The sequence below is a fragment of the Maribacter algicola genome (assembly GCF_003933245.1).
Lineage (GTDB): Bacteria > Bacteroidota > Bacteroidia > Flavobacteriales > Flavobacteriaceae > Maribacter > Maribacter algicola.
The window spans coordinates 46,789-60,892 of the sequence record NZ_QUSX01000003.1; the positions used below are offsets into that span (position 1 = coordinate 46,789).

The window sequence follows — 14,104 nt, forward strand, 5'->3', positions numbered from 1 at the left end:
ATCTTAAGGACGAACAAAAAGAAATATTATGGGAATTATAAAAGATAGAAAAAAGTTTAAAAGAACAAAGGAACAGGAAAATCCTACAAATCCGACTGGTAATACAAGAATCGATACCAATAAATTTGATATCGACGAGAAGACAATAAAAGACCAGCAGAACAAAAAATAATTGTCTGAATAATTGAAAAGCCCGGTTCTTGGAACCGGGCTTTTTTTAGTTTAATAACAACATAATCTTATGCCGAATTTCTACTTGCGTTGATGTTTCCGTAGAGTGAACGGGTAACAATTTTCTCGTACAGTTCTTTGTGTTCAGTCCCCTGGCTTATTTTTTGCAATGCATATTGCTGGATGACCAACAAGGGCAACACAATATCTTCCCGTATTTTTATGGACTCCCTCGAAATAGCTTCCTTTTGCATTAATACTTCCATTCCTGATAATTGTAAGAGCATCTTTTTGGAAAGTTCAAATTCTTGTAGTAGAATCTCCCAAAAAGCCCCGTACTCTTTATCCTCCTTCATGTAGCTTGTAAGCTCAAAATAACACTTGGAGAGACTCATCATGCTATTCATCATCAAAGCCTGAAAAAACGGAACCTCTTCATAAAGTTTTTTGGCCTCATCGAATCGGCCTTCATCCTCCAACTTTTTAAGTGCCGTACCAATACCAAAATACCCAGGGACGTTTTGTTTAAGTTGGCTCCAAGAACCCACAAAGGAGATCGCCCTCAGATCTGACAATTCAAGTTTTGCCTTATTTCCCCTTTTGCCAGGTCTACTGCCAATATTCGCCTTGGTGTAGTACTTCAAGGTACTCATGTTCTCCAGGTAGGGCATGAATTTCTCATGATGTTTTAGGGCATCATATTTAGAGAAACTTAGATCGGAGAGTTCCTCTATCAAGGCCCTGGACTTATCGGAGATTAATATTTCCTTCCCTAATATAGAGTTAGAAAGTCCGGCAGTCAACAATTGCTCACTATTATATATAAATTGCTCCTTTGTACCGTAGGTGCTTGTAATGGTCTGCCCTTGAATGGTCAATTGTATCTCATTATTGGCCACCTTGCTGGTCTGAGCGGCGTAAAAACGATGTGTCTTACCGCCTCCCCTTGCCGGTGGTCCTCCCCTACCATCAAAGAATATGGCAGCAACCCCGTTATTTTCGCAAACGCCGGAAAGGGTTTCCTTGGTCTTTAAAATGGACCAATTTGCCTTCAAATATCCACCATCCTTGGTTCCATCAGAAAAACCGAGCATAATGGTCTGCTTATTGCCCCTGTTGGCAACATGTTCCCTGTACTCCTTTAAACCGAACAACCTCTGCATGGTGGCTTCAGAATTGTCCATGCCCGCCATGGTCTCGAACAAGGGCACGATATCAAAAGTTATTTTTTTATTGGCCCAACCACACCACCTAAACAGTCCGTATACAAAAAGGATACTAAATATATCCTCTGAGTTACTGATGATGTATCTGTTACAGCCTTCCTCACCGTTTTTTTCCTGGATTGTTTTCAATTGCGAAATATTGGCAATGGTATCCTTTACAATATCCTCTGAAAAATCCTTGGCTGATAGTTGAAAATTTTCGTGCAATAAAATCCTGACCAGTTCATCTTCGGTCAACTCGTTCAAATCCTCCTTTATGAAGTTCTTATGCTTAAGAACTTCGGTCATGACTTTGGTGTGCATGCTATGATCCTGACGGATATCGATCGTTGCAAAATGCGTCTTGAAGATTTTCACCTTGTCAATGAATTTATCCAAATCCTTCAAGTACAGGCTATTGTATTTATCGATCAAGGCCTCGCGTATCTGTATCAATGGATTTATGATTTCATCGTACCCAACATCCTTGGTACTGTCGAACATTGCTGAATATAGATTGGAACGTAATTCGTTCAAGGGATCTTGAACGGCCTTAAAGGTCAATTTGTACTGTAGCCGCTTAAGGTCATTATAATAACACTTCATCAAGTTTAAGCGTAGCTCGTTCATAACATCTTTGGTAATGTCCGCGGTTACAAATGGATTCCCATCCCGATCGCCCCCAGGCCAAAATCCAAGTTTTACAATGTTATGATTTTCAAATTTTTTGGATCCGGTACTACCCTTAATGTATGAGTACAGGTCACCTATGGCATCATAATACACATGTCTTAAAGTGTAAATAATGTTCTTGGCCTCATCCAAAGGGGTAGGTTTTTTGGCGTTTATTAAGGAGGTAAGCCCCAATTGCTGGAGGGCCACGTCGATCTCGTCTATGCGGTCTTCAAGAATTAGCGTTCGTAAATTGGTAATGATATCAAGAACGGCAGGCGTATAAAATTGAGTGGGATGCGCCGTTAATACGATCCTTGCGCTGAAATTATCGAGCTTTTCACCAATTTGGTCCCAGGCACCGTTACGCTCCACCAATTGAAAATAATCCTTAAGGGACAACGAACTGGAATGTTTATGTAATTTTGGAAACGCGGCATCCTCCACACTATCGTACAATACTACTTGTCGCTCTACATATTGAATCACGCGGAACATAAAGTCTATCTTATCCTTTTCCGTTTCAAGGCTAACGAACTTTTCAAAGAACATGTCCAAAATTTCCCGTGGGTTTAAGCCATTCTTTAGACCCTTTTCAGACTGGTCCATAAGAAGAGGAATTAACATACCCACGTTTTCTACATTACTGTAAGGTAAATTTAGGAACAGACTATTGTATACATTAAATTTATTTTCAACGGATTTTTTAAATTCTTCCAATCTTTCTGATTGCTGCATAAATCACATTTTTTTTTCGATTAATAACATCACTTTCCCACCTTCCTTCATCCATAAAGATCGATATTCTATAGAAATGGAAAGCACGAATATGCTTAAATAACAAAATAGATTTCCTTTACCACAAAAACAACAGTTTTGACAACAATAATTAAAGGAGACTGAATATCCTGCGTAATTTTACCCTGTTATCAAGTAAATAATTTTTTCATTTTCATATAGTGTTCTCGTAAAAGAGTCTTGCCGAAAAGCAAGGCTCTTTTTAGTTTTACAGCATTAGAAGTACTTGGCGTACTGCATGACCCTATAATCCACTGTACTAAAATTGGGGTCCGCCGTTTTAAGTTTTTGGTATTCAGGAATGCTCCCAACTGCCCGGTTTGCCGCCCCAGATGGTGCGATCAAGGACACGGTCGTAATGCTTAGTTCTGTTTTTGGGTGAACAAATTCATGTATCCTGGGAACTTGATCGGACTTCACGGTTAATCGCAATCCATGTTCCTTTAGATGTCTTCTAAAAAAATACTCAGGACCGTTCTTGCTATTTCCCCCGGTGAACAATAGCGTTTTTACCGAAGGATATTTCTCCAAATAATAGAGTAGGTTACGTAGTTTGATATTTTGCATTCCCAAATCCGAGGCATCCACCTTTTCCCGTTCCGCGGAAGCAACAATATCACAGATTCCAATCTTCTTTTGCATCAAAAATTCCTTTCGCTGCGCAATGGCCTTCTCAGAAGTTTCAAAGAGCAGTTCCAACTTAAAAATTTCGTTCAAAATGGGCCATAATTGGCCGTCCCTACTGCCATAACAAAAATTTACATCTCCCTCTTTTAAGGCTCCTGTAGTGAATCTAGGCGGTGGCAGGGTACCTACGATCAGTTTTGTAACGCCTTTAAAAAGAAACGGATTATAAGGATGGGTGTGCAAGAACAAACCGAAAAGAATTGATTAAACAGTATCAAATCTATTGAAATAGGTGTTTAACTCCAATTTCGTAACTTTAAGAAATAAACAAAATGAGAACATCTAGCTGGGTTGTTGCAAGGAACAAATGTTTGTTTTCGAAGCTGCCCTCGTTGCAATTACATCTGGATTGTCGATTTAAACTGAAAATGATATGGGAAAAGGGGACAAAAAAACAAAGCGCGGTAAAATTACCAATAACTCCTATGGGGCCAGAAGGCCTAGAAAAATAAAACGAAAACTTACTGTTGAGGAGAAAGTAAAAGTCGGGAAGAAAAAATAGAACTAATAATCTATCCTAAAGTTGAATTCCACCTGGTTTTCCTCATCCAGACCCAACTCATAGGTATAAAAACCTATTGGCAAGGAATCTATGGCCAAAACCCTTGGAATGTACTCAAAGCTGGCAGAATCAGAAATTATGGTCAATCCTATTTCTTCTGGAGCTGATTCAAATTCATAATATTCTGAGAATTCCCCGGCCGGAATGTTTTCATATACCGTATCCTTTTCGTTGACTCTCACCTCGTTAAAATTAAAATCTGTATTATTCCTAATACGGATATTCACCATATCCACTTCATCGTCACGATCGGTACAGGATAACAGAACTACTGAAAAAATTACGAATACATGTAAGAACCTTTTCATTCTTTTTATGTTAGGATAAACTATACTAGCAGAACGAAAAGAAGGAAAATATATTATTACCGAATAAATACGGGCTCGTTTTCCTTAAGGGTATGTTCCTGACTGAACTGATAATCATCCAATTCAAATCCTTTGATATCGTCCAAACTTGATGCGTTGGAATCCAAAATGTAGCGTACCATGGAGCCACGGGCCTTTTTGGCAAAAAAACTTATGACCTTTAAGGTATCGTTTTTCCAATCCTTAAATATCGGAGTGATTACAGGAACTTTCAATTTCTTTTGGTCAAGGGCGCTAAAATATTCGTTGCTGGCCAAATTCACGAACAACTCTCCTTCTTGCAATTCCTTGTTAAGATGGTCTGTCAGCTCCTTTTTCCAGAATTCATACAAGTTTTTTTTCCTTCCTACCTTTAAGGACGTACCCATTTCCAGTCTATAGGGCTGTATCAAATCCAATGGTTTAAGGATTCCGTAGAGTCCGGATAGGATGCGCAATGTATTTTGCAGATTATCCAGTTTATCTTCCGTAATAGAATATGCATCCAGACCTTGATATACATCGCCATTGAAAGCATATATCGCCGGTCTGGCATTTTCCTTGGTAAAGGGAACAGAGAACATTTGGTTGCGTTCCCAATTCAATTGAGCCAGATTATCAGAAATGGACATCAATTCTGAAAGTACCTTGGGTTTTTTCTTGACAAGGACCTTGTTAAGCGTCTCGGCCTGTTTTAAAAATTCGGGTTGCGAAAATCTATCGGTGGGCAGAGTGCTTTCAAAATCAAGGGATTTTGCAGGAGATATTACAATTTTCATTTCTTTCTATTAATTCCGATGGCGTACATCCTATTCTCAATATCAAAAATATATGTTTTTTGTCCGATGCAAAACGGATGGCAAAAAAGAGTTCTGATAGTCCTATCAACTTCTTCTATAAACCGGTTAGGGAGTAATTCCGCCACTTTTCTATACAGGATTGCATATCCTGCGGCATTTCGGAATCGAACCTCATTTTATGGCCTGATACCGGGTGGATAAAACCTAGGGTCTTGGCATGTAAGGCCTGTCTTGGCAAGACCTTAAAAGCATTTTCAACAAACTGCTTGTATTTTGTAAAGGTGGTACCTTTTAGAATTTTGTCACCTCCGTACCGTTCGTCATTAAAAAGTGTGTGACCTATGTACTTCATATGTACCCTTATTTGGTGCGTTCTGCCGGTCTCCAATTTACAGGACACCAAGGTGACATATCCCAGGCGTTCCAAAACTTTATAATGGGTAATTGCTTCCTTTCCATCCTCCCCTTCCGGAAAAACATGCATTTGAAGTCGGTTTTTGGGGTTTCTCCCAATATTACCGATGATAGTACCTTCATCCTCCTCAACATTTCCCCAGACCAAAGCAACATACTCCCGCTCAGAGGTTTTATCAAAAAACTGTTTGGCCAAGTGCGTCATGGCCGCTTCCGTCTTGGCAATTACCAACAGTCCGGAAGTATCCTTGTCTATCCTATGGACCAGACCAGGCCGTTCACTACTATTGGTGGGTAAATTTTCAAAATGATAGATCAAGGCATTTATCAGTGTGGCAGAATAATTTCCATGCCCAGGATGCACCACCATACCCGCAGGCTTGTTCACTACCAAAAGAGTATCATCCTCATAGTCGATGTCCAATGGAATATTCTCCGGAACCAATAAATGTTCATGGGGCGGGTGTTCAAAAAGCACCTTGACCTCATCCCCTGCCTTGACCTTGTAGTTACTTTTGACAATGGCATCGTTTACCCAAACATGCCCATCTTTTGCAGCTTGCTGAATCTTGTTACGCGTGGCATTTTCAACGAAGTTCATCAAAAATTTGTCCACCCTCAGAGGGTCTTGTCCCTTGGAGGCTACAAATCTGTAATGTTCAAAAAGATCATCATTATCCTCTTGCTCCAAATTCATGGTAGAAGTCATATTATTCGAAATCTTCTTGTATGATGGCTCCTCCAGGCACATTGCCGTTACCACAGATCAATTCTATTTTAGAAGTTTTGGGAAGTTTATCCCCCGGCTTAATGTCCTTACCCTTGTATTTAGTGTAATACACCATGTCCTTGCCAAGTTGATCGATATAGGTAACCTTTTGAACATCCAATCCAACTGCCTTCAACATGGAAGAAGCATTTCGCTTGGTTACCTGAATGATTTTTGGCACCGTAACCTTTTTATACCCGGACGGGTTTACCGTAAAGTAAATCTTCCTATTGGTCTTAACTTTCGTGCCAGCGGACGGATTCTGTTCTATTATTGAAAATCTTGGGTACTCCGGATTGTAATTTGCGGAATCCACCACTTCATAACGAAGTCCAGCGTTTTCAACCTTTTGTCGCATTTCCATTACTGAAAGTTTGGAAAAGTCCGGTACCTCAACAAACTCGCCATGATTGGTGGAGCTGTTCAACCACCTGAAGACCAAGAAAATCAATACCGTTAAAACCACTACGGCCAGACCAATTTGTATCAGGAAAGTTTTACTCTTTAAAAACCTAAAAAAATTTCTCATCTAAATCTTTGATTGGTACAAATATAGTAAATGCCATTTTACAAAAATCCGGTTTAATAATCGGTCGAATGAGGTATAAATCTTCGATCAACAATTCTCCTCTTTTTTCTTTAACGGGAATAATCCATCTTTGTGTTATAAACCTCTAGTTTAATTCATGAAGAAAAATATAGCGATCATAATGGGGGGCTTTTCCAGCGAGTACAATATTTCATTGAAAAGCGGTAAGGTAGTCTTTGATTATTTGGACAAGGAAAAGTTCAACTGTTTTCCAATTCATATTTCCAAGACAAAGTGGGTGTTTGTAGATGGGCACGAAAATGAGACCCCTGTAAACAGACATGATTTTTCCATAGAAATCAACGGTAAGAAAATCAACTTTGATTGTGTTTTTAACGCTATTCACGGATCTCCGGGGGAAAATGGGCTATTACAGGCCTATTTTGAATTATTGAAGATTCCCCAGACTTCATGCGATTTTTATCAAGCAGCACTAACATTTAATAAAAGGGATTTGTTGAGTGTTTTAAAACCTTACGGGATTAAAACGGCAACTTCGTTTTTCTTAAACAAGGGAGATGAAGTCAATGAAGCGGAAATTATAGAAAAAGTTAAACTTCCCTGTTTTGTAAAGGCCAATAAATCTGGAAGCAGTTATGGTATTTCTAAAGTATACCAAAGGGAAGACCTTAAAACAGCTATCGAATTGGCCTACAAGGAAGATGATGAGATAATTATTGAAGGATTTTTGGACGGAACAGAAGTTTCCGTTGGTGTCATCACCTACCAGGGAAAAACAAAAGTTCTACCTATAACAGAAATTGTTTCAGAAAATGATTTTTTTGATTATGAGGCAAAATATGAAGGAAAGTCGCAAGAAATTACCCCTGCAAGAATTTCAAAAAGACAAGAAGAAAATGTGAGCGCTTTGGCTAAGAAAATTTATGAGGTCTTAAAAATGAAAGGTTTCTCCAGAAGCGAATTCATCTTCGTTGGCGATGAGCCCTTCCTTTTGGAAGTAAATACGACCCCAGGATTGACCAAAGAAAGTATATTACCAAAACAAGCACAACAGGCCGGTATAAGTCTTGGCTCCCTTTTTGAAAATGCCATATATGAAGTTCTGACTTAAAATGACTATTTTTAAAGGGTATCTACATTTGCATTTATGAGGCGAGCCATCTTCCCAGGATCCTTTGATCCCCTTACCCTAGGTCATCATGACATTATCATGCGCGGTATTACCCTATTCGATGAACTTATTATAGCCATTGGGAAAAACGCCGAAAAAAAATATATGTTCACGCTAGACGAACGAATGTCGTTCATCAAAAAGGCCTTCGCCAAAGAACCTAAAATTAAGGTCCTTACCTATGAAGGACTAACGGTGGATTTTTGCAAGAAAGTCAACGCCAATTATATTTTAAGAGGCCTTAGGAACCCGGCAGATTTTGAATTTGAAAAGGCCATTGCCCACACCAATCGTAAACTTTCTGAAATAGAAACCGTTTTTCTGCTCACATCCTCAGGAAAGTCTTACATAAGTTCTTCCATTGTAAGGGACGTCATTAGAAATGGTGGGGATTATACAGGGCTTGTACCAGAATCTGTAAGAGTCTCGCACTAATATTATTCTTGATTAAAATCAAATCCATTTAATACCGATACTTATTTTCATACAGAGCGAATATCTTGGATTTTCGATTCCCATTTAATTAATTACCACAAATATTTGATGGTTCACAACAAAGTTTATCTTAAATTGTAGTCCTCTTCTATCTTTGTAAGAAATTACATATATATGCTGCTAGGCCCTCAAATTAGATCTACTTCATATTTAATAAAGCAGTTACCAACACTAACTGTTTTTATTGATTGTGACTTTAGAATTATCCATGCTTCGGACAAATGGTTGTCTACATTTGGAGAAAGTAGTAACGCAATATTTGGACGAAACCTTTTTGAGATATTCCCGGATTTAAGTATTAAATGGCAATCAGTTCTGAAAGAATGTTTTAATGGGAAATCCAACCCCATGGGGGTACAGAAATTTAGGGATACCTTTCAAAAAGAAAAGTGGTACGAATGGTCCAATAACTGTTGGTACGATGAAGGCGAGAATATAATTGGGGCAATCATTCAAATCATAGATGTAACCGAAGCAATAGAAAATGAACTAGAGCTTGAAAAAACCAAACTACAGTTAAAGCAACAATCAGAGATTTCCAAAACTGGAAGATGGGAATATAATATTATAAATGATACCGTGGAATGGTGCGAAACTACCAAGGCCATCCATGAAGTAAATCAGGACTATGTTCCCAAATTGGATACCAGCATTCAATTTTATAAGGAAGGTTATAGCAGAAATGCCATTTCCATGGCGATTTTCGAGGCACAGGAAAAAGGAACACCTTGGAGTTTAAAACTACAGATCATTACGGCATCGGGAAAAGAAAAGTGGGTCCTGGCGGCCGGCAAACCTATTTACGAGAAGAGGAAACTAATTGGTTTTACAGGAACATTTCAGGACATCGATGAACAAGTTCTTGCCAATATCGAAATAAAAAAGAGTGAAAAGCTTTTAAGGACATTGATAGACAACCTGCCTTTGAATGTCTATGTAAAGGATACCAATTCTAAAAAAGTATTGGTCAATAAAGCCGAGTGCCTTTATTTGGGCTCCAAAAACGAATCAGAACTTCTAGGTAAGGACAATTTTGATATTTATGATTATGAGACCGCCAAAAAGTTAACGGAGCAGGATATAAAGGTAATGTCCAGTTTGGAACCAATATTGGGGGAAGAGGTAGTCAGCTTAAATAAAAAAGGAATGGAAACAACATTTCTTACTTCCAAAATTCCTTTACTCGACGAAAGGGGGAAAGCCAACGGCCTCATAGGTATCAGTGTCGATATCACCAACATAAAACAGAAGGAGAAAGAGTTACGAAACCTGATTGATGTTACTTCCCTACAAAATAAGAAGCTCATTAATTTTGCCCATATAGTCTCACATAACCTTCGTTCCCACACCGCTAATTTTTCTATGTTATTGGACTTTTTACAGCACGAGGAGAACGAAGAGGAGAAGACCAAATTGCTGAGGATGCTTAACTGTGCATCAGGAAGTCTATTGGAAACAATAGAAAATCTCAATGAAGTCCTCGCTATCAATACCAACGTCAATTTGGAAAAAAAAGTAATCAATCTACATGACAAGGTAAATAACGTAGCTCAAAATCTGGAAGAGTTTATCACCGAAAATAATGCCCACATTATAAATAACATTTTTGAAGACCGGACTTTAAAGGTCATACCACAATACCTTGACAGTATTTTGATAAACTTTATCACAAATGGAATAAAATATAAACATCCCAATAGACAACCCAAGATTTCGCTTGATCTATTACAAAAAGAAAATCAAAGTGTTTTGATAATTGAGGATAATGGCTTGGGAATCGATTTAAAGAAATACGGCAATAAGCTTTTTGGCATGTACAAAACCTTTCATTCCCACGAAAATGCCCGGGGAATGGGCCTTTACATCACAAAAAATCAAATTGAGGCCATGGGTGGTAAAGTTGAAGTTGAAAGTAAAGTTGGAGTAGGTACCACTTTTAAGATTTTTTTTAATGAGGAAAATTAGATGTATCGGGATAGTAGATGATGATCCAATAACCGTTTTTGGTATACGGAAAATGCTGAACCAGGTAGTGGAGTGTGAGTGTATTGAGGCCTATAAAAACGGTAAGATAGCCTATGAGGCCCTTAATAAAAAGTTTATGGACAATGAGGACATACCCCAGGTACTTTTCTTGGATATCAATATGCCCATAATGGACGGGTGGCAGTTTTTGGAGGAGTTCCTTAAACTTCCCATAAAAAAGAGGATACGAATTAATATAGTAACCTCGTCCATAGATCCTTTCGATAAAAAAAAGTGGGAGTTTTATAAAAATAAGACACACCATTTGGTAACTTTCAACAATAAACCTATCAACAAACAGGATATCGCAGAAATAACCAAGGTTGCCTAAATAGGGTGTTTGGTGTTTTTGGCTACTTTTGCAACGAACACCTCATAATTGCACTATTATCCGATGAAGTTTGTTGCCATGAAAAAGTTTTGTTTATCCCTATCTTTAATCTTGGTCTTACTCGCTTGTGAGAACACAACGGAAGACGTTGCACTGGATTTCCCAACTACTTTTGAAACTTCCAATGGTAAAGAAACCGCTACTTACCAAGAGGCCATTGATTTTTATTTGAAGTTGGCAAAAGAATTTTCGGAAATTAATATCCAGACCATTGGTAAAACGGACAGTGGCCTACCGTTACATTTGGTTACCTACAATGGTGATCGGGACTTTAATTTCAATAAAATAAACAAGGAAAAAACGGTCTTATTTATAAACAACGGTATCCATCCGGGGGAAAGTGATGGTATAGATGCCACAATGTTATTATACCGGGATTTGGCAAGTGGTAAACTATCTCCTCCCAAAAATACCGTACTAGTTACCATTCCTATTTACAATGTTGGTGGCTCCTTGAACAGAAATTCCACTTCAAGGGCAAATCAAAATGGACCCAGGGAATATGGTTTTCGTGGAAATGCCCTTAATTATGACTTAAATAGGGATTTTATTAAGTCCGATACAAAAAACGCAAGGACCTTTGCCCAGATTTTCCATTTAGTTAAACCCGACTTATTTATTGACAACCATGTAAGCAATGGAGCGGACTACCAATACACCTTGACCCATTTATTTACCCAGCACAATAAACTTGGTGGCGAATTGGGACCCTATCTCCATGAAACGTTCATGCCCGCACTGGTAGATTCCTTGACTGCCAACAATTGGGATATTACACCTTATGTGAACGTTTTCAACAAACCCCCAGAAGTTGGTTTTTCCCAATTTTTGGATCACCCAAGATACTCCACAGGATATACCACACTCTGGAATACTTTGGGAATGATGGTGGAAACACACATGCTTAAACCTTACAAGAATAGAGTAGAAGGCACTTACGAGTTGATGAAAGTAATGATAAGCCTTTCAGAAAAAGAAGGTAGTAAAATCAAGGAATTGAGGAGTAAATCCACCATGGACCTTTTAGAAATGGAATATTATCCTATCCAGTGGAAAGTTGATAGCACAAAAGCTTCCAATATTACATTCAAAGGGTTTCAGGTGGATACTATAGTAAGTGAGGTAACAGGATTTGAGCGTTTAAAGTTCAATCGGGAAAAACCTATTATGAAAGAGGTTAGCTATTACGATTATTTCAAGGCAACGGACTCCATTAAAATTCCCGAAGCCTACATAATAAAAAAACAATGGCAGGAAGTAATAGACCTTTTGACCATTAACGGTATAAAATTCAAGGCTTTTGAAAAGAACACCCTTAAAAACGTTGAATCATATACTATAGAAAGTTTTAAAACGGCCAACAGACCTTATGAGGGGCACTATCCCCATTACGATACCAAGGTATCATCCGCAATGGAAAGCATTCCAATCGAGGCCGGGGATATTCTGGTGCCCGCACATCAAGAAGGAATTAGGTATTTATTGGAAACTTTGGAACCCGGGGCAGTGGATTCCTTCTTTAACTGGAATTTTTTCGATACTATCTTACAACAGAAAGAGGGTTTTTCCCCATACGTTTTTGAGGATACCGCACTTGCAATGCTTCAAAACGATTCGGTTTTAAGGCAAGAATTTGAGTCAAAAAAACAGAATGATACCGAATTTTCGGAAAATTGGTACGCCCAGCTAGACTGGTTGTTCAAGCGATCGGAACTGTATGAAAAAGCCCATAATCAGTATCCTATTTATCGGGTGTTGGAAAATTGGGATTGAGGTAGTTGGATTTTATAGGGAAGAGAATCTGGCCTAATCGCCCTCGAACAAAATTTTAATGTTCGCATAGGAGTTTTGAAGTGCCTTTTGAATCTTTTTGGGCCCTTTCCATTTCACCTTTACAATTCCCTCCTTTTTCTCAGGTTTGAGCTTTCCTGAATAATCGGTCTTCATAGCGTACCAATGTACCTGTTTTAAGGTAATGATACCGTTATTTTTAAATATATGATATGTTGTCCTAAGAAAATTCTCGACCCTTATCCCTTTGACACCTGTCTCCTCCATAACCTCCCTAACGGCACAGTCCTCTATGGATTCACCTTTATCAAGCTTCCCCTTGGGCAAATCCCATTTATCGTTCCTGTAAATAAACAAGACCTTTCCCAATGGATTCGTGACCACACCCCCGGCCGCAACGACCAAGGGAATTTCCTGTGTGAATTTTTTTAGGATTTCTTCTGAATTGGGATGGTAGATATACGCTTCGGTGAGCTTTTTCTTTTTTAATGCCTTTATTGCACTGTTGATAGATTCTTGATTCAGAAGAAAATACTCGCCACCAGCTGTTTCGGAGAGTTTATTTGTTAAAATCAGAGGCAGTTCATTGACAAAAACTTTATACATTTGCGACATGGTTTTAAACAAAAACACGGCTAAAAAAACAGCTGAGCTTCTGCTGCAAATTAATGCAATAAAATTGAAACCCGAAAATCCTTTTACTTGGGCCTCAGGATGGAAATCCCCTATTTATTGCGACAATAGAATTTTACTTTCGTACCCCATTATACGGAACTATATAAAGGAAGAAATGGCAAAACAAGTTGAGTCCATATATGGCAAGCCCGATGTTATTGCAGGTGTGGCAACCGGTGCCATAGGAATGGGAGCTTTAGTGGCCGATTCCCTTGGACTGCCCTTTATATATGTGAGACCAGAACCCAAGTCACATGGTAGGCAAAATCAAATTGAAGGCTATTTGGAACCGCATCAAACGGTGGTGGTCATAGAGGATCTGATAAGCACGGGAAAAAGCAGTTTAAACGCCGTGGCGGCATTACAGGCTCAACAGGCCAAGATTAAGGGTATGTTGGCCATCTTTACCTACGGTTTTGAAACGGCCAACCTCAATTTTGAAGAAAAAAAAGTGGAACTTCACACCTTGAGCAGTTACGAGTATTTGATCGAACAGGCATCGGAAACGAACTATATCAAGGAGGAGCAACTAAATACATTAATGGAATGGAGGAAAGATCCTTCGAAATGGTTACAATAAT

Annotated in this window: 15 protein-coding genes; 8 read left to right on the top strand and 7 right to left on the bottom strand. The window is 38.7% G+C overall.

All coding sequences use genetic code 11. The features are described from left to right. Nucleotides 1-28 precede the first annotated feature (28 nt). On the top strand, nucleotides 29-172 hold the full coding sequence (locus tag DZC72_RS17845) for a hypothetical protein (protein ID WP_165869340.1): 144 nt from the start codon (nucleotides 29-31) through the stop codon (nucleotides 170-172). A 67-nt stretch (nucleotides 173-239) separates the two neighbouring features. Here DZC72_RS17845 and DZC72_RS15140 read toward each other — a convergent pair whose 3' ends face one another. Further along, the gene (locus DZC72_RS15140; protein ID WP_125223774.1) at nucleotides 240-2,786 is read right to left on the bottom strand and encodes a phosphoenolpyruvate carboxylase; all 2,547 of its coding nucleotides are present in this window, start codon (nucleotides 2,784-2,786) and stop codon (nucleotides 240-242) included. Between the two features lie 276 nt (nucleotides 2,787-3,062). Continuing rightward, nucleotides 3,063-3,722, bottom strand: coding sequence for a uracil-DNA glycosylase family protein (locus DZC72_RS15145; protein ID WP_125223775.1), 660 nt, complete (start codon nucleotides 3,720-3,722; stop codon nucleotides 3,063-3,065). 184 nt (nucleotides 3,723-3,906) lie between these two features. On the opposite strand from DZC72_RS15145, the gene DZC72_RS15150 reads away from it, so the two are divergent. After that, complete coding sequence (locus DZC72_RS15150) at nucleotides 3,907-4,035, top strand: 30S ribosomal protein THX (protein ID WP_125223776.1); 129 nt, start codon at nucleotides 3,907-3,909, stop codon at nucleotides 4,033-4,035. Between the two features lie 2 nt (nucleotides 4,036-4,037). Here DZC72_RS15150 and DZC72_RS15155 read toward each other — a convergent pair whose 3' ends face one another. The 4 genes from DZC72_RS15155 to DZC72_RS15170 form a co-directional block, all read right to left on the bottom strand. Further along, nucleotides 4,038-4,403 (bottom strand): hypothetical protein, encoded by a 366-nt coding sequence (locus DZC72_RS15155; protein ID WP_125223777.1) that lies wholly within the window; start codon nucleotides 4,401-4,403, stop codon nucleotides 4,038-4,040. Between the two features lie 56 nt (nucleotides 4,404-4,459). After that, nucleotides 4,460-5,221 (bottom strand): peroxide stress protein YaaA, encoded by a 762-nt coding sequence (gene yaaA, locus DZC72_RS15160; RefSeq protein WP_125223778.1) that lies wholly within the window; start codon nucleotides 5,219-5,221, stop codon nucleotides 4,460-4,462. Nucleotides 5,222-5,336: 115 nt separating this feature from the next. Next, nucleotides 5,337-6,353 carry an RluA family pseudouridine synthase gene (locus DZC72_RS15165; protein ID WP_125223779.1) on the bottom strand — a complete coding sequence of 339 codons (1,017 nt, stop codon included), beginning with the start codon at nucleotides 6,351-6,353 and terminating at the stop codon, nucleotides 5,337-5,339. Nucleotides 6,354-6,366: 13 nt separating this feature from the next. Then, nucleotides 6,367-6,954: a PASTA domain-containing protein gene (locus tag DZC72_RS15170; RefSeq protein WP_125223780.1), complete on the bottom strand. Its 588-nt coding sequence runs from the start codon at nucleotides 6,952-6,954 to the stop codon at nucleotides 6,367-6,369. 157 nt (nucleotides 6,955-7,111) lie between these two features. On the opposite strand from DZC72_RS15170, the gene DZC72_RS15175 reads away from it, so the two are divergent. The 5 genes from DZC72_RS15175 to DZC72_RS15195 all read left to right on the top strand — a co-directional run bounded on the left by DZC72_RS15175 (nucleotide 7,112) and on the right by DZC72_RS15195 (nucleotide 12,830). Continuing rightward, complete coding sequence (locus DZC72_RS15175) at nucleotides 7,112-8,086, top strand: D-alanine--D-alanine ligase (RefSeq protein ID WP_125223781.1); 975 nt, start codon at nucleotides 7,112-7,114, stop codon at nucleotides 8,084-8,086. Nucleotides 8,087-8,122: 36 nt separating this feature from the next. Then, nucleotides 8,123-8,581: a pantetheine-phosphate adenylyltransferase gene (coaD, locus tag DZC72_RS15180; RefSeq protein WP_125223782.1), complete on the top strand. Its 459-nt coding sequence runs from the start codon at nucleotides 8,123-8,125 to the stop codon at nucleotides 8,579-8,581. A gap of 174 nt (nucleotides 8,582-8,755) precedes the next feature. Continuing rightward, the gene (locus DZC72_RS15185; RefSeq protein ID WP_125223783.1) at nucleotides 8,756-10,606 is read left to right on the top strand and encodes a PAS domain S-box protein; all 1,851 of its coding nucleotides are present in this window, start codon (nucleotides 8,756-8,758) and stop codon (nucleotides 10,604-10,606) included. Continuing rightward, nucleotides 10,593-10,997 carry a response regulator gene (locus tag DZC72_RS15190; protein WP_125223784.1) on the top strand — a complete coding sequence of 135 codons (405 nt, stop codon included), beginning with the start codon at nucleotides 10,593-10,595 and terminating at the stop codon, nucleotides 10,995-10,997. The genes DZC72_RS15185 and DZC72_RS15190 overlap by 14 nt, the downstream gene beginning before the upstream one ends. A 78-nt stretch (nucleotides 10,998-11,075) precedes the next feature. Then, nucleotides 11,076-12,830 (top strand): M14 family metallopeptidase, encoded by a 1,755-nt coding sequence (locus tag DZC72_RS15195; protein ID WP_125223785.1) that lies wholly within the window; start codon nucleotides 11,076-11,078, stop codon nucleotides 12,828-12,830. Nucleotides 12,831-12,863: 33 nt separating this feature from the next. Here DZC72_RS15195 and DZC72_RS15200 read toward each other — a convergent pair whose 3' ends face one another. Beyond that, nucleotides 12,864-13,454, bottom strand: coding sequence for an NUDIX hydrolase (locus DZC72_RS15200; RefSeq protein WP_099545835.1), 591 nt, complete (start codon nucleotides 13,452-13,454; stop codon nucleotides 12,864-12,866). Between the two features lie 7 nt (nucleotides 13,455-13,461). Here DZC72_RS15200 and pyrE point away from each other — a divergent pair, with 7 nt between their 5' ends. Beyond that, a complete protein-coding gene (gene pyrE, locus DZC72_RS15205) occupies nucleotides 13,462-14,103 on the top strand; it encodes an orotate phosphoribosyltransferase (RefSeq protein WP_125223786.1) in 642 nt (213 codons plus the stop codon). The last annotated feature ends 1 nt before the right edge of the window (nucleotide 14,104 follow it).

What these genes read in the sequence shown, in the direction of transcription:
- DZC72_RS17845 (WP_165869340.1), top strand. Translation starts at nt 29, where the DNA reads ATGGGAATTATAAAAGATAGAAAAAAGTTTAAAAGAACAAAGGAACAG.
- DZC72_RS15140 (WP_125223774.1), bottom strand. Translation starts at nt 2,786, where the DNA reads ATGCAGCAATCAGAAAGATTGGAAGAATTTAAAAAATCCGTTGAAAAT.
- DZC72_RS15150 (WP_125223776.1), top strand. Translation starts at nt 3,907, where the DNA reads ATGGGAAAAGGGGACAAAAAAACAAAGCGCGGTAAAATTACCAATAAC.
- DZC72_RS15155 (WP_125223777.1), bottom strand. Translation starts at nt 4,403, where the DNA reads ATGAAAAGGTTCTTACATGTATTCGTAATTTTTTCAGTAGTTCTGTTA.
- yaaA (WP_125223778.1), bottom strand. Translation starts at nt 5,221, where the DNA reads ATGAAAATTGTAATATCTCCTGCAAAATCCCTTGATTTTGAAAGCACT.
- DZC72_RS15165 (WP_125223779.1), bottom strand. Translation starts at nt 6,353, where the DNA reads ATGAATTTGGAGCAAGAGGATAATGATGATCTTTTTGAACATTACAGA.
- DZC72_RS15170 (WP_125223780.1), bottom strand. Translation starts at nt 6,954, where the DNA reads ATGAGAAATTTTTTTAGGTTTTTAAAGAGTAAAACTTTCCTGATACAA.
- DZC72_RS15175 (WP_125223781.1), top strand. Translation starts at nt 7,112, where the DNA reads ATGAAGAAAAATATAGCGATCATAATGGGGGGCTTTTCCAGCGAGTAC.
- coaD (WP_125223782.1), top strand. Translation starts at nt 8,123, where the DNA reads ATGAGGCGAGCCATCTTCCCAGGATCCTTTGATCCCCTTACCCTAGGT.
- DZC72_RS15185 (WP_125223783.1), top strand. Translation starts at nt 8,756, where the DNA reads ATGCTGCTAGGCCCTCAAATTAGATCTACTTCATATTTAATAAAGCAG.
- DZC72_RS15190 (WP_125223784.1), top strand. Translation starts at nt 10,593, where the DNA reads ATGAGGAAAATTAGATGTATCGGGATAGTAGATGATGATCCAATAACC.
- DZC72_RS15195 (WP_125223785.1), top strand. Translation starts at nt 11,076, where the DNA reads ATGAAAAAGTTTTGTTTATCCCTATCTTTAATCTTGGTCTTACTCGCT.
- DZC72_RS15200 (WP_099545835.1), bottom strand. Translation starts at nt 13,454, where the DNA reads ATGTATAAAGTTTTTGTCAATGAACTGCCTCTGATTTTAACAAATAAA.
- pyrE (WP_125223786.1), top strand. Translation starts at nt 13,462, where the DNA reads ATGGTTTTAAACAAAAACACGGCTAAAAAAACAGCTGAGCTTCTGCTG.